This is a genomic window from Streptomyces racemochromogenes (assembly GCF_039535215.1).
GTDB classification, from domain to species: Bacteria; Actinomycetota; Actinomycetes; order Streptomycetales; family Streptomycetaceae; genus Streptomyces; species Streptomyces racemochromogenes.
This window is the reverse complement of record NZ_BAAAWT010000001.1, coordinates 3325523-3342414: the sequence shown is the minus strand read 5'-3', so window position 1 is coordinate 3342414 and position 16892 is coordinate 3325523. Positions and strand designations below refer to the sequence as shown.

The 16892-nt window shown below is 71.7% G+C and carries 17 protein-coding genes and 2 tRNA genes; 8 read left to right on the top strand and 11 right to left on the bottom strand.

Annotation, left to right across the window (positions count from 1 at the left end):
• Positions 1 to 15: 15 nt before the first annotated feature.
• The 7 genes from ABD973_RS15335 to ABD973_RS15305 form a co-directional block, all read right to left on the bottom strand.
• Positions 16 to 627, bottom strand: coding sequence for a response regulator transcription factor (locus ABD973_RS15335; RefSeq protein ID WP_007265383.1), 612 nt, complete (start codon positions 625 to 627; stop codon positions 16 to 18).
• Positions 624 to 1865 (bottom strand): sensor histidine kinase, encoded by a 1242-nt coding sequence (locus ABD973_RS15330; RefSeq protein ID WP_125821811.1) that lies wholly within the window; start codon positions 1863 to 1865, stop codon positions 624 to 626. Before ABD973_RS15330 ends, ABD973_RS15335 begins: the two co-directional genes overlap by 4 nt.
• A 28-nt stretch (positions 1866 to 1893) precedes the next feature.
• Positions 1894 to 2655, bottom strand: a complete 762-nt coding sequence (locus ABD973_RS15325) for an ABC transporter permease (RefSeq protein WP_125821812.1) — start codon at positions 2653 to 2655, stop codon at positions 1894 to 1896.
• Positions 2652 to 3608 carry an ABC transporter ATP-binding protein gene (locus ABD973_RS15320; protein WP_345500349.1) on the bottom strand — a complete coding sequence of 319 codons (957 nt, stop codon included), beginning with the start codon at positions 3606 to 3608 and terminating at the stop codon, positions 2652 to 2654. The genes ABD973_RS15325 and ABD973_RS15320 overlap by 4 nt, the downstream gene beginning before the upstream one ends.
• Before the next feature lie 158 nt (positions 3609 to 3766).
• Positions 3767 to 3839, bottom strand: a tRNA-Gly gene (locus ABD973_RS15315).
• A gap of 78 nt (positions 3840 to 3917) precedes the next feature.
• A tRNA-Gly gene (locus tag ABD973_RS15310) sits at positions 3918 to 3989 on the bottom strand.
• Between the two features lie 142 nt (positions 3990 to 4131).
• Entirely contained in the window at positions 4132 to 4449 is a 318-nt protein-coding gene (locus tag ABD973_RS15305; RefSeq protein ID WP_125594810.1) for a histone-like nucleoid-structuring protein Lsr2, read from the bottom strand.
• A gap of 327 nt (positions 4450 to 4776) precedes the next feature.
• Here ABD973_RS15305 and purS point away from each other — a divergent pair, with 327 nt between their 5' ends.
• The 5 genes from purS to ABD973_RS15280 all read left to right on the top strand — a co-directional run bounded on the left by purS (position 4777) and on the right by ABD973_RS15280 (position 9374).
• Positions 4777 to 5022: a phosphoribosylformylglycinamidine synthase subunit PurS gene (gene purS, locus ABD973_RS15300; protein ID WP_042801325.1), complete on the top strand. Its 246-nt coding sequence runs from the start codon at positions 4777 to 4779 to the stop codon at positions 5020 to 5022.
• Between the two features lie 2 nt (positions 5023 to 5024).
• Positions 5025 to 5705, top strand: a complete 681-nt coding sequence (gene purQ, locus ABD973_RS15295; RefSeq protein WP_125594811.1) for a phosphoribosylformylglycinamidine synthase subunit PurQ — start codon at positions 5025 to 5027, stop codon at positions 5703 to 5705.
• A complete protein-coding gene (purL, locus tag ABD973_RS15290) occupies positions 5702 to 7951 on the top strand; it encodes a phosphoribosylformylglycinamidine synthase subunit PurL (protein ID WP_125821814.1) in 2250 nt (749 codons plus the stop codon). The genes purQ and purL overlap by 4 nt, the downstream gene beginning before the upstream one ends.
• A 110-nt stretch (positions 7952 to 8061) precedes the next feature.
• Entirely contained in the window at positions 8062 to 8853 is a 792-nt protein-coding gene (locus ABD973_RS15285; protein WP_125821815.1) for a maleylpyruvate isomerase family mycothiol-dependent enzyme, read from the top strand.
• Between the two features lie 41 nt (positions 8854 to 8894).
• On the top strand, positions 8895 to 9374 hold the full coding sequence (locus ABD973_RS15280; RefSeq protein ID WP_345500344.1) for an META domain-containing protein: 480 nt from the start codon (positions 8895 to 8897) through the stop codon (positions 9372 to 9374).
• 22 nt (positions 9375 to 9396) lie between these two features.
• On the opposite strand, the gene ABD973_RS15275 is transcribed toward ABD973_RS15280, so the two are convergent.
• Together ABD973_RS15275 and ABD973_RS34770 are read right to left on the bottom strand one after the other, a co-directional pair.
• Complete coding sequence (locus ABD973_RS15275) at positions 9397 to 10821, bottom strand: sulfatase-like hydrolase/transferase (RefSeq protein ID WP_241253312.1); 1425 nt, start codon at positions 10819 to 10821, stop codon at positions 9397 to 9399.
• Positions 10822 to 10947: 126 nt separating this feature from the next.
• The gene (locus ABD973_RS34770; protein WP_350325720.1) at positions 10948 to 11043 is read right to left on the bottom strand and encodes a putative leader peptide; all 96 of its coding nucleotides are present in this window, start codon (positions 11041 to 11043) and stop codon (positions 10948 to 10950) included.
• Positions 11044 to 11190: 147 nt separating this feature from the next.
• On the opposite strand from ABD973_RS34770, the gene purF reads away from it, so the two are divergent.
• Positions 11191 to 12708 carry an amidophosphoribosyltransferase gene (gene purF, locus ABD973_RS15270; protein WP_125602472.1) on the top strand — a complete coding sequence of 506 codons (1518 nt, stop codon included), beginning with the start codon at positions 11191 to 11193 and terminating at the stop codon, positions 12706 to 12708.
• Positions 12709 to 12826: 118 nt separating this feature from the next.
• A complete protein-coding gene (gene purM / locus ABD973_RS15265; protein WP_125602470.1) occupies positions 12827 to 13897 on the top strand; it encodes a phosphoribosylformylglycinamidine cyclo-ligase in 1071 nt (356 codons plus the stop codon).
• A 109-nt stretch (positions 13898 to 14006) separates the two neighbouring features.
• Here the strand turns inward: purM and ABD973_RS15260 are convergent, their stop codons facing one another.
• Together ABD973_RS15260 and ABD973_RS15255 are read right to left on the bottom strand one after the other, a co-directional pair.
• Entirely contained in the window at positions 14007 to 14267 is a 261-nt protein-coding gene (locus ABD973_RS15260) for a DUF3073 domain-containing protein (RefSeq protein WP_125602468.1), read from the bottom strand.
• 276 nt (positions 14268 to 14543) lie between these two features.
• Positions 14544 to 15653 (bottom strand): Leu/Phe/Val dehydrogenase, encoded by a 1110-nt coding sequence (locus ABD973_RS15255; RefSeq protein WP_125821818.1) that lies wholly within the window; start codon positions 15651 to 15653, stop codon positions 14544 to 14546.
• Positions 15654 to 15837: 184 nt separating this feature from the next.
• Between ABD973_RS15255 and ABD973_RS15250 the strand changes: the two genes are divergently transcribed.
• Positions 15838 to 16677 carry a DUF8083 family protein gene (locus ABD973_RS15250; protein WP_125821819.1) on the top strand — a complete coding sequence of 280 codons (840 nt, stop codon included), beginning with the start codon at positions 15838 to 15840 and terminating at the stop codon, positions 16675 to 16677.
• Positions 16678 to 16892 lie beyond the last annotated feature (215 nt).

The following is a 16892-nucleotide window of genomic DNA, read 5'->3' as shown; positions in this document are numbered from 1 at the left end:
GTAGCGCGACACCCACTATACCCAACCCCGCTGCCGTGCGAGACGCACCGCGGTGTGCCGGTTCTCCGCGCCGAGCTTCGTCGCCGCCGAGGACAGGTAGTTGCGTACGGTCCCCTGCGACAGCGAGGCCCGCTCCGCGATCTCCGCGATCGGCGCCCCGTCCGCCGCGAGTTCCAGCACCTCCGCCTCGCGGGCGGTCAGCGGGGAGTCGCCCGCGCTGATCGCGTCGGCCGCCAACTCGGGGTCCACGTACCGCCCTCCGGCGTGCACGGTGCGGATCAGCTCGGCCAGCCGCTGCGCGGAGACCGTCTTCGGCGCGAAGGCCCGCACCCCGGCCGCGAGGGCCCGCTTCAGGTGCCCGGGACGCCCGTGACTGGTCACGATCATGGTCTTGCAGTCGGGCAGTTCGGCCCGCAGCGATGTGGCCACGCTCACACCGTCGGCGCCCGGCATCTGGAGGTCCAGCACCGCCACGTCCGGCCGGTGCGCCCGCGCCATCGCCAGCGCCTCCGGCCCGGAGGCCGCCTCGGCCACGACGACGAGGTCGTCCTCCAGGCCCAGCAGTGCGGCCAGCGCGCCCCGGATCAGGTGCTCGTCGTCGGCCAGAAGTACGCGTACGGGGCTCACGCCCGCACCTCCACTCGTCGTGTGTCCAGGGGCACCTCGGCCCGCAGCCGGAACCGGCCGCCCTCGGCCGGCCCCGCCAGCAGGGTCCCGTCCACCGCCGCGAGCCGCTCCCGCAGCCCCGCGAGGCCGGATCCGGGCATTCCGGCGGGTGTCTCGGGCACCCCGTCGTTCTCCACCAGCAGCGTCACCGTGCCCGAGTCCGCCGGCGCGGCGAGCCGGATCAGGCAGCTGCGCGCGTCCCCGTGCCGCAGGACGTTCGTCGTCGCCTCCCGGACCACCCAGCCCAGCGCCGACTGCACCTCGCCCGGCAGCTGCCGCCCGGCCGTCGCGTACTCGACGCGGCAGTCCATCCCGGCCGCGCTCAGCACCCCGCGCGCGCCCTCCAGCTCCACGGAGAGGTCCGCCTCCCGGTAGCCGCGCACGACGTCGCGCACCTCCCGCTGCGACTCGCGCGCGATCCGCTGCACCTCGATCATCTGGTCCACGGCCTCGGGGCGTTCGCGCCGGGCCAGCTGCACCGCCAGCTCGCTCTTGAGGGCGATCACCGCCAGGTTGCGGCCCATCACGTCGTGCAGGTCCCGCCCGAAGCGCAGCCGCTCCTCGGCCACCGCCAACTGCGCCTGGACCTCCCGGGCGTGGTCGAGTTCGTAGACGGTGCGCAGCAGCCAGCCGGAGAACCCGCAGGTGAAGGCGAGGAAGACGCCGGCGACCAGGACGGCGACGAAGTACCCCACGGCCTCGCCGAGCGGCAGGCCGAGCGCGGCGACGGTCGCTCCGGTGCCCACCGCGGCGACCAGGGGTACGTACTTCATGTGCTGGACCTTCTCCACGGCGAGGACGAGGGATCCGCAGCCGAAGCAGGTCACCCCCACGACCAGGCCGGGGGCCACGGATTCGTCGAGGCTGCCGAACCGGCGCAGGAACAGGAAGAGCAGTACGGCCGCGACGGTGGCGGCGGTGGTCACCACCGCGAGCCGGACCGGGCGTTCGCGGCGGCCGCAGACGGCGTCGAGGGCGCTGGAGGAGAGGAAGCCGATGAGGACCGCGTGGGCGACGACCACGGCCAGGGCGGCGAGTGCGAGGGGCCGCGGTGTGTCGTTCTCCGCGCTGGAGACGACGGCGACCAGTCCGAAGGACACGATCTCGATGAGCACGAACAGGTGGAAGGACCAGCGTGTGTACAGCTCGACCTTCCCCGCGCTGTTGCGCTTCTTCCACCACCCGGTCAGCTTCGACACGTTCCGTCCCCCCGGCTCTTCGCTCTGGTCAGCGGCGCGGCTCCCAGCGGAACCACCGCTGGACAGCAAACACCGTGACGATCATCCAGGCCAGCGTGGTGAGCGCGGCCCCCAGCAGGTCGTACCCCGTGCTCCCGCCGCTCCAGCCGGCGCGGACGAGCGTCATCACACCGCTGAGCGGCAGGAGTTCGCACACGGAGGCCACCACGTCGGGCATCTTGTCCGTCGGCGCGAACACCCCCGAGCCGAGCATCGTCGCCAGGAACAGCGGCAGCGTGGTCAGCCCCGCGGTCTCCACGTTGCGGGTGACCGCGCTGGTGAGGGCGGCCAGTCCGGCGAGCAGCGGGAGCGCGGCGAGCACGCCCGCCACGACCAGCGCCGGGTTGTCGGGCATCGGCGCGCCCAGTACCGCGGCGCCCGCCACGGTGAGCGCGGCGATCTGCGCGAGGGCGATGGCGGTGGCGGGCAGCGCGCTCCCGGTGAGGATCTCCAGGTCGCCGGCCTCGCCGGTGCGCAGCCGCTTCAGTACGAGTTCCTCGCGGCGGGCCACGTACGCGGAGACCAGGTTCATGTAGACGACGAGCAGCAGCACCATCCCGATGCCGCCGGTGAGGGTGGCCTCGGCGACCGCGGCCGCGGTGTCCCCGCCGACGGAGGAGCGCAGGACGAACACCATCAGGACGGGCAGCAGCACGGCCACGCTCAGCGCGGCCCGGTTGCGCAGCAGCAGGGTCAGCTCGGAGCGGCCGAGGGCCGCGATCCGGCCGGGGTTCACGGTCATGGTGTTCATCGGGTCCCCGCCATCGTGTCGTCGTGGGCCAGAGCGCCGGTGCCCGCGTGGCGCCGGTTCCGGGCGATCTCCAGGAAGGCCTCCTCCAGGGAGGCGTGGCGGGCGTCGAGCCCGGCCAGGGCCACCCCGGTCCCGTCGGCCCAGCGCAGGAGGGCGCCGAGGTCGTGCTGGAGCCGGTCGGTGCGGATCTCGACCCGCTGCCCGTCGGCGGCCGCGCGCAGTTCCAGCGGGAGCCGGGCGGCCGGGACGCCGTCCGGCAGGGTGAAGCGGATCCGGGAGGGCTGGGTGGCCGTCACCTCCTCGGGGGTGCCGGACAGGACCAGCTCCCCCTCGTGCAGGATCGCGAGGCGGTCGGCGAGCTGCTCGGCCTCCTCCAGGTAGTGCGTGGTCAGCAGCACCGTGGTGCCCTGCGCGCGCAGTTCCCGGACGAGGGCCCAGGTGTCCTGGCGGCCCTCGGGGTCCATCCCGGTGGTCGGCTCGTCGAGGAAGAGCACCTCCGGCCGGCCCAGCAGGGCGAGCGCGAGGTCGAGCCGCCGCCGCTCGCCGCCGGACAGCTGCTTGACGCGTACGGACGCACGCGCGCCCAGTCCGACCAGGTCCAGGACCTCCGGAGCGGGGCGGGCGCCGGTGGTGACCCCGCTCCACATCCGGACGGTCTCGGTCACCGACAGGTCCGAGGGGAAGCCACCCTCCTGGAGCATGACCCCGGTCCGCGGGCGGACCTCGGCGCGCCGGGTGTGGGGGTCGAGGCCGAAGACGCGGACCTGTCCGCCGGTCGGGGCGGCGAGCCCCTCCAGCAGTTCGACCGTTGAGGTCTTGCCGGCGCCGTTGGTGCCGAGCAGGGCGAAGACCTCGCCGCGGGTCACGGAGAAGGTGACGCCCCGTACGGCTTCGAAGCCCCCGGCGTAGCCGCGGCGCAGTTCCTCGGCCTGGATCACTGTGTCGGTGGTCATGGCTCAAGCCTCGCGGCGGCCCGGCGGGCGCGGCAGTGCGCGCTGTCACGGCCCGCGATGACATTTGTCATCGGGTGTGCGCCGCGTCACGCACGCGAAAGCGGGGAGGGAAATGACGAAGGCCCCGATCGGATTCCGATCGGGGCCTTCGTTCACTGAGCGGACGACGCGACTCGAACGCGCGACATCCACCTTGGCAAGGTGGTGCTCTACCAACTGAGCTACGTCCGCATGCTGCTACGACCTGGGCCGTTGCGATGCGAGCACTACTCTACCTGATCCACAACCGTGGTCGGTAAAGCGGTGCAGAGCGGGTGACAGGGATTGCACACTGCGCCTCCCCCCTGGAAGGGGGGTGTTCTGCTACTGAACTACACCCGCACGACTTCGGGGTTCTTGCCTTTCGGCCTCGCCCCTCGGCGTGATCCACACACTAGCCGATCGGAGGGGGTGCATGGCAAATCCGGGTCGGCGGACCACCGGACGGTGGCCGCCCGGTGGTCACCGGACGGCCACCGTCCGGTCAGTGCGCGGCTTCGTACGCGCTGTAGACGGTCTTGGGGATGCGGCCCCGCGGCGGCACGTCGTGCCCGTGCGAGCGGGCCCAGGCCCGCACGACCGCGGGGTCCGGCGCGATCGACGTCGTCTTGAACGCCTTCCCGGAGCGCGACCGGCGGCGGCCGGCGGCCACGAAGGGGGCCAGGCTCTTCCGCAGTTTCTTTGCGTTGGCCGCATTGAGGTCGATCTCGTACGACTTACCGTCCAGGGCGAACGTGACCGTTTCCGCCGCTTCTCCGCCATCGATGTCGTCGGAGATCGTGACTACTACGCGCTGCGCCACGGATATCGGTCCCTTCGTGCGCCGTCGCCGCGCGCTGACGTGCGGTGATGTCGCCTGTGTGGATGTTTCGGTGGAATACGTCAAACCGTTGGAATCCCGGCTGATTCCTTTGTACCGCGATTCGCATTGAATTGCGAAGCCCAGTTAATTGTCTCCGCGTGTCCCGTCGCAATCCCGGGGGCGTGGTTTTCCGGTGGATTTTGCGAAGCGTTGGTGAAGCCGAAACGGCGGCGGGTTCGGGCCGGGCGGATATCTACCCGCGTAGAAATTTCGGGCGGGTACGCTGAGGGAACCGCCTTCGCACCAACCACCTCATCGGGAGTGCCAGTGGCACGCGTCGTAGTCGACGTCATGCTCAAGCCGGAGATCCTCGACCCCCAGGGCCAGGCGGTGCAGCGTGCACTGCCGCGCCTGGGCTTCGATGGGATCGCCGACGTCCGCCAGGGGAAGCGTTTCGAACTGGAGGTGGAGGGACCGGTCGACCAGGCCGCCCTCGACCGCATCCACAAGATGGCCGAAACGTTCCTCGCCAACACCGTCATCGAAGACTTCACCGTGAAGGTCGAGGCCTGACGGTGACCACACGCATCGGAGTCGTCACGTTCCCCGGAACGCTCGACGACCGTGACTCGCTGCGCGCCGTCCGCCTCGCGGGGGCCGAGCCGGTCTCGCTCTGGCACCGCGACAAGGACCTGCACCAGGTCGACGCGGTCGTCCTCGCGGGCGGCTTCTCCTACGGGGACTACCTGCGCGCCGGAGCCATCTCCCGGTTCTCGCCGGTGATGGAGACCATCATCGAGCAGGCCAAGGCCGGCATGCCCGTCCTCGGCATCTGCAACGGCTTCCAGGTCCTCACCGAGGCCCACCTGCTGCCGGGGGCGATGCTCCGCAACAACCACCTCCACTTCATCTGCCGCGACCAGAAGCTGCGGGTGGAGAACGCGGACACCGCGTGGACCGGCGACTACACCGCCGGCCAGGAGATCTCCGTGCCGCTCAAGAACATGGACGGCCGCTACGTCGCCGACGAGCGCACCCTCGACGAACTGGAAGCCGAAGGCCGAGTGGCCTTCCGGTACCTCGACGTGAACCCCAACGGCTCGCTGCGCGACATCGCCGGCATCACCAACGCCGCAGGCAACGTCGTCGGCCTCATGCCGCACCCCGAGCACGCGGTCGAGCCGCTGATCGGGACCGGCCGCACCGATGGCCTCCCGTTCTTCACGTCGGTCCTGAAGAAGCTGGTCAGCGCATGAGCCTCGACACCGTAAAGAACGCCACCGAGACCCCGGACGCCTCCCAGCCCTGGAAGGAACTCGGCCTCAAGCAGGACGAGTACGCCCGGATCCGCGAGATCCTCGGCCGCCGCCCCACCGGCGCCGAGCTCGCCATGTACTCCGTGATGTGGTCCGAGCACTGCTCCTACAAGAGCAGCAAGGTCCACCTGCGCCAGTTCGGCGAGAAGGTCCCGGAGAACGACGCCATGCTCGTGGGCATCGGCGAGAACGCCGGCGTCGTCGACGTCGGCCAGGGCTACGCGGTCACCTTCAAGGTCGAGTCGCACAACCACCCGTCGTACATCGAGCCCTACCAGGGCGCGGCCACCGGCATCGGCGGCATCGTCCGCGACATCCTCGCGATGGGTGCCCGCCCGGTCGCCGTCGTGGACCCGCTGCGCTTCGGCGCGGCCGACCACCCCGACACCAAGCGCGTCCTGCCGGGCGTCGTCGCGGGCATCGGCGGCTACGGCAACTGCCTGGGCCTGGCCAACATCGGCGGCGAGGTCGTCTTCGACGAGTGCTACCAGGGCAACCCGCTGGTCAACGCCGGCTGCATCGGCGTCATGAAGCACGAGGACATCCACCTCGCCAAGGCCTCCGGCCCCGGCAACAAGGTCATCCTCTACGGAGCCCGCACCGGCGGCGACGGCATCGGCGGCGTCTCGGTCCTCGCGTCCGAGACCTTCGACGACACCAAGCCCACCAAGCGCCCCGCGGTGCAGGTCGGCGACCCCTTCCAGGAGAAGCTCCTCATCGAGTGCACCCTGGAGATCTTCAAGGAGAAGCTGGTCGCCGGCATCCAGGACCTCGGCGGCGCCGGGCTCTCCTGCGCCACCAGCGAGCTGGCCTCCGCCGGCTCCGGCGGCATGCGCGTCGAGCTCGACACCGTGCCGCTGCGCGACGCGACGCTCTCGCCCGAGGAGATCCTCATGAGCGAGTCGCAGGAGCGCATGTGCGCGATCGTCGAGCCGCAGTACGTCGACCGCTTCATGGAGATCTGCGAGAAGTGGGACGTCATCGCCACCGTCATCGGTGAGGTGACCGACGGCGAGCGCCTGGAGATCTTCTGGCACGGCGAGCAGATCGTGGACGTGCCCCCGGGCACCGTCGCCCACGAGGGCCCGGTCTACCAGCGCCCGTACGCCCGTCCCTCCTGGCAGGACGCCCTCCAGGCCGACGACGCGGGCGCGCTGCCCCGCCCCGGGACCTCCGAGGAGCTGCGCGCGCAGGTCCTGGCCCTGGTCTCCTCCCCGAACCAGGCCTCCAAGTCCTGGGTCACCGACCAGTACGACCGCTTCGTGCAGGGCAACACCGTGCTGGCGCAGCCCGAGGACGCGGGCATGGTCCGCATCGACGAGGAGTCCAACCTCGGCGTGGCCATGTCCACCGACGGCAACGGCCGCTACGCCAAGCTCGACCCCTACGCGGGCGCGCAGCTGGCACTGGCGGAGTCGTACCGCAACGTCGCCGCGACGGGCGCGAAGCCGCTGGCCATCTCCAACTGCCTGAACTTCGGCTCCCCCGAGGACCCGGACGTCATGTGGCAGTTCGCCGAGGCCACCCGCGGCCTCGCGGACGGCTGCCTGGAGCTGGGCACCCCGGTCACCGGCGGCAACGTCTCCCTGTACAACCAGACGGGCGACGTCGCGATCCACCCGACCCCGGTCGTGGCCGTGCTCGGCGTCATCGACGACGTCAACCGCCGCACGCCGATGGCGTTCGCCGAGGCCGGCCAGCTGCTGTACCTGCTCGGCGACACGGCCGGGGAGTTCGGCGGCTCGGCCTGGTCCCAGGTCGTCCACGGCCACCTCGGCGGCCTGCCGCCCAAGGTGGACCTCGGCCGCGAGAAGCTGCTCGGCGAGATCCTGATCTCCGCCTCGCGCGACGGCATGATCGACGCCGCGCACGACCTGTCGGACGGCGGCGTCATCCAGGCGCTCACCGAGTCCTGCCTCAAGGGCGGCAACGGTGCGCGCGTGGTCGTCCCCGAGGGCCTGGACGCGTTCACCTTCCTGTTCTCCGAGTCCGCGGGCCGCGCCATCGTGGCCGTCCCGCGCAGCGAGGAGCTCCGCTTCACCGACATGTGCGGCGCGCGGGGCCTGCCGGCCGCCCGCATCGGTGTGGTCGACGGCGACGCGATCGAGGTCCAGGGCGAGTTCACGATCCCGCTGGCCGAGCTCCGCGAGGCCCACGAGGCGACGATCCCGGGCCTGCTGGCCTGATCCCGCACTCCGACCCGCACTGCGACCGACCCCCGTCCGGAACCTTCCGGGCGGGGGCCGGCCGTTTCCACGGCCGTCCGGCCCGCCGCCCGCCCGAGTAGGGTCGGGCCATGCCGCCCGCCAAGAAGAAGCCGCGCACCTACGACCAGGCGAAGATCCGTGCCGCGGTCACCGCCCAGTTCGGGCATCTGGCCCGGGGCGTCGCGGAGTTGACCCCCGAGCAGCTCGCCCGGCCCAGCGGGCTCGGGGAGTGGAGCGTGGCCGAGCTCGCCGCGCACGTCGCCTGGATCGCCGACTCGCTGGCCCACGGCCTCGCCCGGCCGCCCGCCGCCGTCGCCGAGCTGACCGCCGCCGAGTGGCCCTTCGCCACCGCCTCCCTCGCCGGCAAGATCTCCGAGGCCGCACGGGAGACCCTGACCGGCGCCCCGCTGCCCGAGCTGTACGAGCGGGCCGGCGCCCGCCTCGCCGCGGCGCTGGAGGCCAACCCGGGCAGCCGGGTGCTGGACCTGTGGATCGGCGACATGACCCTGGCCGACTTCCTGGTCACCCGCACCGTCGAGCTGGTCGTCCACACCGACGACCTGAACCGCGCCGCGGGACTCGGCATCCCCCTCGAGCGCCAGGCCCTGGCCGCCTGTACGCGCCTGCTCGCCGACGCCCTCGCGCTCAAGGCCCCCGGCGGTTCCGTCGAGGTACGGGTCCCGCCCTTCGCGGTGGTCCAGTGCGTCGAGGGCCCCCGTCACACCCGGGGCACCCCGCCGAACGTGGTGGAGACCGACCCGCTGACCTGGATCCGGCTCGCTACGGGCCGTACCCGCTGGGCCGGGGAACTGGACGCCGCCCGGGTCAGCGCCAGCGGCGAGCGCGCCGACCTGTCGGGGCTGCTGCCCCTGATGAGCTGAGCGGGACGGAACCGGCCGGGCGCCCGGTCCGTCCCAGGGGCATGCGTACCCTCAGGCTCCTCACGACCGGCGCCCTGGCCCTCGTACTGGCCCTGACCGCGTGCAGTGCGGCCGGGCAGGACGGCGGCGACGCCGCCCCGACCGAGCAGACCCCCGCCACGGCGCCCGTCCCGGACGCCCCGCTCACCGCCACCGCCTGGACCGTGCGCTCCGTCGCCGGGACCACCGCCCCCGCGGACCGGGAGGCCCGCTTCACCCTCACCCCCGAGGGCGCGGCGAGCGGCACCCTCGGCTGCAACCGCTTCAGCGCCCCCGTCACCGTCGACGGCACCACCGTGACCTTCGGCCCCGTCACCAGCACCCGGATGGCCTGCGAGGGCGCGGCGGGGGAGGTGGAGCGGGCCCTGACCACCCTCTTCGGCGCCGGGCCCCTGACCTGGAAGATCCAGGGCGGGACCCTCACCCTCACCGCCCCCGACGGCGCCACCGCCACCGCCGAGGCGGCCTCCGCCGCGGAGTGACCCCGTCCCGCGCCTCCGCCGGTCAGGCCGGGTAGGGCAGCAGCCCGGCGTCGACCGTCTCCCAGGCGCGGCGCAGCTCCGCCAGCCGGGCCGGCTCGGAGGCGGCCTTGTCGGCCTGCTCCCGCAGGTCCCCGGCCAGGTTGAACAGCTGGTCGCGCCCCGACTTGCCGCGGTAGTACTTCCAGTCGCCCCGACGCAGCGCCCGCTCACCGCGCACCCGCCAGAACAGGTCCCGCTCGGCCGGCTTCTCGCCGCGCAGCAGGTACCCGGCCAGGCTCACCCCGTCCAGCGGGTACGCCCGGTGCGGCCGGGTGCCGGCCAGCTCCAGCAGGGTCGCGGTCCAGTCGGGGCTGAACACGGGCACCCGGCTGACCTGGCCGCCGTCCAGCCGGGCGGGCCAGCGGACGATGTTCGGCACGCGGATCCCGCCCTCCTGGAGCGAGGCCTTGTTGCCGGACAGCGGCCAGTTGTAGGAGAAGCGCTCGCCGCCGTTGTCGCTGGAGAAGACGACCAGGGTGTTCTCCTCCTGGCCGGAGCGCTTCAGCGCCTGGAGCACCTCGCCGACCGACCGGTCGAGGTCCTCGACCATCTGCTGGTACTTCCGGACCGAGCCGCCGTCCTGGTGCCACAGCGCCCGTGCGTCGCCCGCCTTGATCCGCCGGACGATCTCGGCGCTCTCGGCGGTGTCCCCGTCGGCGATCCACGGCCAGTGCGGGGTGGTGAAGTTGAGGTTCAGCAGCCACGGCCTTCCGCCGTGGTCGCGCGAGACGTACTCGCTCGCCCGCTCCGTGATGATCCGCGTGTAGTAGCGCAGGTCCTTGTACTCGGCGTCGCCCTCGTAGAGGTCGTACTCGCCGCCCAGGCCCAGCTTGGAGTAGTACTCCAGGGCCCCGCCGAAGTTGCCGAAGAACGTGTCCCAGCCGGACTTCGTGGGGCTGTAGTCGGGCAGGTAGCCGGCGTGCCACTTGCCGATCAGCGCGGTGGCGTAGCCGGCTTCCTTCAGCAGCGAGGCCAGCGTCGGGTGCGTCGGGTCCAGGCCCGCCGACTTGTCGGCGATCGGCTCCGCCAGGCCGCCCCTGGTACGGGCCGGGTAGCGCCCGGTGTACAGGCTGAACCGGGTCGGGGAGCAGGTCGCGGAACCGGAGTAGGCGTCGGTGAAGCGGACCCCCTGGCGGGCGAGGCGGTCCAGGTTCGGGGTCTTGATGTGCGGGGAGCCGTACGAGGAGAGGTCGGCCCAGCCGAGGTCGTCCCCGAGGATGAACAGGATGTTCGGGCGGCGGGACGACCGGCCGCGCGCGGCCCGGAACTCGCGCTCCTGCGGACCCGTCTCACGGGCGTCGGCGGCCTGCGCCGGAGCCGCGCCGAGGCCCACCGCGGCGGTGGCCGCGGCCCCTCCGACGGCCCCTCCGAAGGCACGGCGGGACAGCTTGCTGTTGTACGAAGACACGAGAACTCCAAGGCGCGGCCCGGCCACCCCCGCCCCGGCCGGGCGCGGGACGGCGCGCGGCACGGCGGGGCGGGGGCCGGGCGGGGCTGGGCGGGCGAAATCAGGAAGAAGCAGAAAGAGTTGTGGCTACGCAGAACAGCGACAGATGGCGCTCGCGACACGGACCAGGTCTACGTGGCGGCGCTCGACGAGGGTGACGGAACGGTCACCGAGAGGCTGCATGGGGCGAGAGCCTGTACGAATTCCCTCGTAGCTGTCAACAAAGTGATCGGAATACGAGACGGGGCTGCCCCGTCACCCTCTGTGCTGTGAGATTTCCCGGCCGTCCCCAATTCGGACCAGTGGTCGATCTCGCCTACACTCGGTGGCGTGCCTCGTGGTGATGGACGACTCAACCACGACCTGCTCCCCGGTGAGAAGGGCCCCCAGGACGCTTGCGGCGTCTTCGGTGTCTGGGCTCCGGGTGAAGAGGTCGCCAAGCTCACCTACTTCGGACTGTATGCACTGCAGCACCGCGGACAAGAGTCCGCGGGAATCGCTGTGAGCAACGGTTCCCAGATCCTCGTCTTCAAGGACATGGGCCTCGTTTCCCAGGTCTTCGACGAAACCTCCCTCGGATCCCTCCAAGGTCATATCGCGGTCGGTCACGCCCGCTACTCGACCACCGGAGCCTCCGTCTGGGAGAACGCTCAGCCCACCTTCAGGGCGACCGCCCACGGCTCTATCGCCCTGGGTCACAACGGCAACCTGGTGAACACCGCCGAGCTCGCCGAGATGGTCGCCGACCTCCCCCGTCAGGACGGCCGTGCCACCCAGGTGGCCGCCACCAACGACACCGACCTGGTCACCGCCCTCCTCGCCGGACAGACCGACGAGGACGGCAAGCCCCTGACCATCGAGGAGTCGGCCGCCAAGGTCCTCCCCCAGGTCAAGGGCGCCTTCTCCCTGGTCTTCATGGACGAGGGAACCCTCTACACCGCCCGTGACCCGCAGGGCATCCGCCCGCTGGTCCTCGGCCGCCTGGAGCGCGGCTGGGTGGTCGCGAGCGAGACCGCCGCCCTCGACATCTGCGGCGCCAGCTTCGTCCGCGAGGTCGAGCCGGGCGAGCTCATCGCGATCGACGAGAACGGCCTGCGCACCTCGCGCTTCGCGGAAGCGAAGCCCAAGGGCTGCGTGTTCGAGTACGTCTACCTGGCGCGCCCGGACACCGACATCGCCGGCCGGAACGTCTACCTCTCGCGCGTCGAGATGGGCCGGCGCCTCGCCAAGGAGGCCCCGGTCGAGGCCGACCTGGTGATAGCGACGCCGGAGTCCGGCACGCCCGCCGCCGTCGGCTACGCCGAAGCCAGCGGGATCCCGTACGGCTCCGGCCTGGTCAAGAACGCCTACGTCGGCCGGACCTTCATCCAGCCCTCGCAGACGATCCGCCAGCTCGGCATCCGCCTCAAGCTCAACCCGCTCAAGGAAGTCATCCGGGGCAAGCGCCTCGTCGTCGTCGACGACTCGATCGTCCGCGGCAACACCCAGCGCGCCCTGGTGAAGATGCTCCGCGAGGCCGGTGCGGCCGAGGTCCACATCCGGATCTCCTCCCCGCCGGTGAAGTGGCCGTGCTTCTTCGGCATCGACTTCGCCACCCGGGCCGAGCTGATCGCCAACGGCATGACGGTCGACGAGATCGCCACGTCGCTCGGCGCGGACTCGCTCTCGTACATCTCGCTCGACGCGATGATCGAGGCGACCACCATCCAGAAGCCCAACCTCTGCCGTGCCTGCTTCGACGGCGAGTACCCCATGGAGCTGCCCGACCCGCAGCTCCTGGGCAAGCAGCTCCTGGAGAACGAGCTCGCGGGCGGCACGGACGCCGCCGACGCGCTCCGCCGCCCGTAGGCCCGTGGGCCGGCCCTCTCCGAGCCGGCCCGGCTCCACCTGCGCCGAGCCCTGTCTTTGAGGCTTCTCCCAGGGCCCGGCACCACACGCAGCAACGACACGAAAGCTCTCGCCTGCCATGACAGAGAAGACCACCGGTGCCAGCTACGCAGCCGCCGGCGTCGACATCGAAGCGGGCGACCGCGCCGTCGAGCTGATGAAGGAGTGGGTGAAGAAGACGCAGCGCCCCGAGGTCCTCGGCGGCCTCGGCGGCTTCGCCGGCCTCTTCGACGCCTCCGCCCTCAAGCGCTACGAGCGCCCCCTGCTGGCCTCGGCCACCGACGGCGTGGGCACCAAGGTCGACATCGCCCGTCAGCTGGGCGTGTACGACACCATCGGCCACGACCTGGTCGCCATGGTCATGGACGACATCGTCGTCTGCGGCGCCGAGCCGCTCTTCATGACGGACTACATCTGCGTCGGCAAGGTGCACCCCGAGCGTGTCGCGGCCATCGTCAAGGGCATCGCCGAGGGCTGTGTCCTCGCCGGCTGCGCCCTCGTCGGCGGCGAGACCGCCGAGCACCCGGGCCTGCTCGGACCGGACGACTTCGACGTCGCCGGCGCCGGCACCGGCGTGGTCGAGTACGACCGCCTCCTGGGCGCCGATCGCATCCGTACGGGTGACGCCGTCATCGCGATGGCTTCGTCCGGCCTTCACTCGAACGGGTACTCGCTCGTCCGGCACGTCCTCTTCGACCGGGCCGGGATGTCCCTGGACCAGCACGTCGAGGAGCTCGGCCGCACCCTCGGCGAGGAGCTGCTGGAGCCCACCAAGATCTACTCGCTGGACTGCCTGGCCCTCACCCGGACGGCCGAGGTCCACGCGTACTCGCACATCACGGGCGGCGGCCTCGCGGCCAACCTCGCCCGGGTCATCCCGGACCACCTGCACGCCACCGTCGACCGCTCCACCTGGACGCCCGGCGCGATCTTCGACCTGGTCGGCAAGGCCGGCAGCGTCGAGCAGCTGGAGCTGGAGAAGACCCTGAACATGGGCGTCGGCATGATGGCCGTGGTCCCGCAGGAGTCGGTGGAGGTGGCCCTGACCACCCTCGCGGACCGGGGCGTCGAGGCCTGGGTCGCCGGCGAGATCCTGGACCGGGGCGACCACGCCGAGGGCGCGACCCTGACCGGGAGCTACGCGGTCTGAGCAGCACTGAAACCCGGTCCGGGGCAATGCCCTGGACCGGGTTTCGGCACGTGTGGAACGAGTTCAGTCAGCCTGCGGGTCCGCACGCCGTGAACAGAGGACCGCTGCGTCAAGCCCCGCGACGGTGCGCTGAGGGACCGGACTGTTCGTCCTCGTCCTCGTCGTCATCGTTGTACAGATCCGCGTACTTGGCGTACGGGTCGTCGTCGTCCAGATCGTCATCGACTTCGACCGGCGCGCTGATAGGCAGCGGCTCTGTCTGCGATGCGCCCAGCTCATTGGCCAGACGCGAGAGGTCAGTCCCGCCGCTGTTGTACTTCAGCTGGCGGGCGACCTTTGTCTGCTTGGCCTTGGCCCGGCCGCGCCCCATGGCTCGACCCCCTCGGTGACGGGGCTCGACGGCCCCAGAGTCTGACACGCGTTCATGGTTCGGAGCGGGCTCTCCGTGGAGAGACCGTCCGTAGGGGTTTAACGGTACCTGCTTCCGCGGCCATACGGTACGCCGCCCGCATGACGCGCCTCTCCACAGAACCAGCGGGACACCCCGTACTCGCTGGTCAGCTGCGATTTTAACGCTTTCCTGGCCGCCGACCCGCCGAAGCGCAGTGAGTTCTGTCTCGCCGCGCTCCGGCGGGTCCCGGAAGGGCTACGCCTTGCGTGCCGCGGCGCGCTCCGCGAGGGCCTCGGACATCCGCTGCTCGGCGATCCGGTCGGCCGCCGCGGCCGGCGGGATCCCGTCCGCCTTCGCACGTGCGAATATGGCCAGCGTGGTGTCGAAGATCTTCGAGGCCTTCGCCTTGCACCGGTCGAAGTCGAAGCCGTGCAGCTCGTCGGCGACCTGGATGACCCCGCCCGCGTTGACCACGTAGTCGGGGGCGTAGAGGATCCCGCGGTCCGCGAGGTCCTTCTCCACACCGGGGTGGGCGAGCTGGTTGTTGGCCGCGCCGCAGACGACCGTCGCGGTCAGGACCGGGACGGAGTGGTCGTTGAGGGCACCGCCGAGCGCGCAGGGGGCGTAGATGTCCAGGCCCTCCACGCGGATCAGGGCCTCGGTGTCGGCGACGGCGCTGAGCTTCGCGTCCGGGTGGAGGTCGAGGAGCTCGCGGACGGACTCCTCGCGGACGTCCGTGATCACGACCTCGGCGCCGTCCTCCAGCAGGTGCCGCACCAGGTGCTTGCCGACCTTGCCCACGCCCGCGACACCGACCTTGCGGCCGCGCAGCGTCGGGTCGCCCCACAGGTGCTGGGCGCTGGCGCGCATGCCCTGGAAGACGCCGTAGGCGGTGAGCACGGAGGAGTCGCCGGCGCCGCCGTTCTCGGGGGAGCGGCCGGTGGCCCAGCGGGTCTCGCGGGCGACGACGTCCATGTCCGCGACGTAGGTGCCGACGTCGCAGGCGGTGACGTAGCGGCCGCCGAGCGACTCCACGAACCGGCCGTAGGCCAGCAGGAGTTCCTCGCTCTTGAGGGTGGAGGGGTCGCCGATGATCACGGCCTTGCCGCCGCCGAGGTCGAGACCGGCGAGGGCGTTCTTGTAGGACATGCCGCGCGAGAGGTTCAGCGCGTCGCGGACGGCTTCCTCGTCCGAGGCGTACGCGTGGAAGCGCGTGCCGCCGAGGGCGGGGCCCAGGGCGGTGGAGTGGATGGCGATGACGGCCTTGAGGCCCGTGGCTCGGTCCTGGCACAGCACGACTTGCTCGTGGCCGCCCTGCTCCGAGCGGAACAGGGTGTGCAGGACGCCGTCGGTCATTTCGGTCACGGTGGTGACTCCCATGGAAGAGATGCGGCGGAAAGACGCCCGCCCTGCGGGTGGGGGAGGGCGCACTGGGAGCAGAGTAAGACCTGCGGCGCGCGGGGGTACCCCCTGTCCGGGGATCGGAACGCTCCCGGGTTGCCGCGGCCCCGGAGGTGAGCCGGAGCGGCAAAAGGGGGAGGACCGGTGCGTGAGCGAATCCCCACGGCCCGCGCCGGCCGTCCCGTACGCCTCCTACCTGCGCGTGTACGAGCCCCTGGCGGCGTTCGCGGAGCCCGAGCGCACGCACTGGGCCGCGTACGCCCGGCGCGGGACCGCCCCGACGGCCCAGGACGAACTGCGGCGCTCGCTCTCCGATTTGGTACGGGTCCCCGTGGTCGGGGTCCCGGTGCACGAGAGCGGCGACGCCTTCACGGCGGAGCGGGACGGGGTGCTGCTGGTGTGCCCCTGGCGGACCCGGCTGCGCGGCTGGCTGGCGCTGCAGGAGCTGGTCGCCGAGTTCCCGCGCCCGGTGCTGGACGCGGCGCTGCCGCCGGCGCAGCGGCGCCGGGCCGCCGAGGCGTACGAGGCCTGGCGGGAGCGGAACCCGGACGGCCGGCCGTGGATCCGGACCGGGGTGTGGCAGGTCCCGCTGCGCTGGTTCGTACTGGTGGCGGACGAGGAGCGGGAGTACCTGCCGGGCGAGCGGCTGCGCTACCGGACGCCGATGGTGCAGGCCCGGCGGCGGCTCGCGCGGGCGCTGCGGACGCTGCGGGCGCAGGAGGGCCGGGGCTACGGGCCGCTGGCGGACGGGCTGGTGGAGGTCGGGAGCTGGCTGGAGGAGTTCCATCCGCGCTCGATGGTCGAACTGGACTACGGGGGGCTGCTGCACGCGCTGCCGGCTGACGGCCTGGCGGGGGACCGGTCGGCCCGCGACCTGGCGGAGGGCCTCGCCGCGCTGCGGGCGGGTGACCTGGAGGGCGCCGCGGAGGTCTACGGGGAGCTCTCGGTGCGGTGGCGGGCGGTCCGGGAGAGGCTCTTCGCGAACTAGGAGGGCTTGGGGCCTTTCGGAACCGGGGGCCGGTGGGGATCATGTACGAATCCCGTTCGGTACCCGTTCGGACCCCTGGCGTATCGCCCGTATCGGTTGTCATCGGCTGATCCGCCACAATACGCAGATCAGGGGTTCGATCACCGCATTAGGGTCTTAGTTCCAGGACCTACGTCCCGATACGGGCCATTGGCCCAAGCGTGACGGAACGCACT

What these genes read in the sequence shown, in the direction of transcription:
- ABD973_RS15325 (WP_125821812.1), bottom strand. Translation starts at nt 2,655, where the DNA reads ATGAACACCATGACCGTGAACCCCGGCCGGATCGCGGCCCTCGGCCGC.
- ABD973_RS15320 (WP_345500349.1), bottom strand. Translation starts at nt 3,608, where the DNA reads ATGACCACCGACACAGTGATCCAGGCCGAGGAACTGCGCCGCGGCTAC.
- purL (WP_125821814.1), top strand. Translation starts at nt 5,702, where the DNA reads ATGAGCCTCGACACCGTAAAGAACGCCACCGAGACCCCGGACGCCTCC.
- ABD973_RS15285 (WP_125821815.1), top strand. Translation starts at nt 8,062, where the DNA reads ATGCCGCCCGCCAAGAAGAAGCCGCGCACCTACGACCAGGCGAAGATC.
- ABD973_RS15280 (WP_345500344.1), top strand. Translation starts at nt 8,895, where the DNA reads ATGCGTACCCTCAGGCTCCTCACGACCGGCGCCCTGGCCCTCGTACTG.
- ABD973_RS34770 (WP_350325720.1), bottom strand. Translation starts at nt 11,043, where the DNA reads ATGCAGCCTCTCGGTGACCGTTCCGTCACCCTCGTCGAGCGCCGCCAC.
- purM (WP_125602470.1), top strand. Translation starts at nt 12,827, where the DNA reads ATGACAGAGAAGACCACCGGTGCCAGCTACGCAGCCGCCGGCGTCGAC.
- ABD973_RS15260 (WP_125602468.1), bottom strand. Translation starts at nt 14,267, where the DNA reads ATGGGGCGCGGCCGGGCCAAGGCCAAGCAGACAAAGGTCGCCCGCCAG.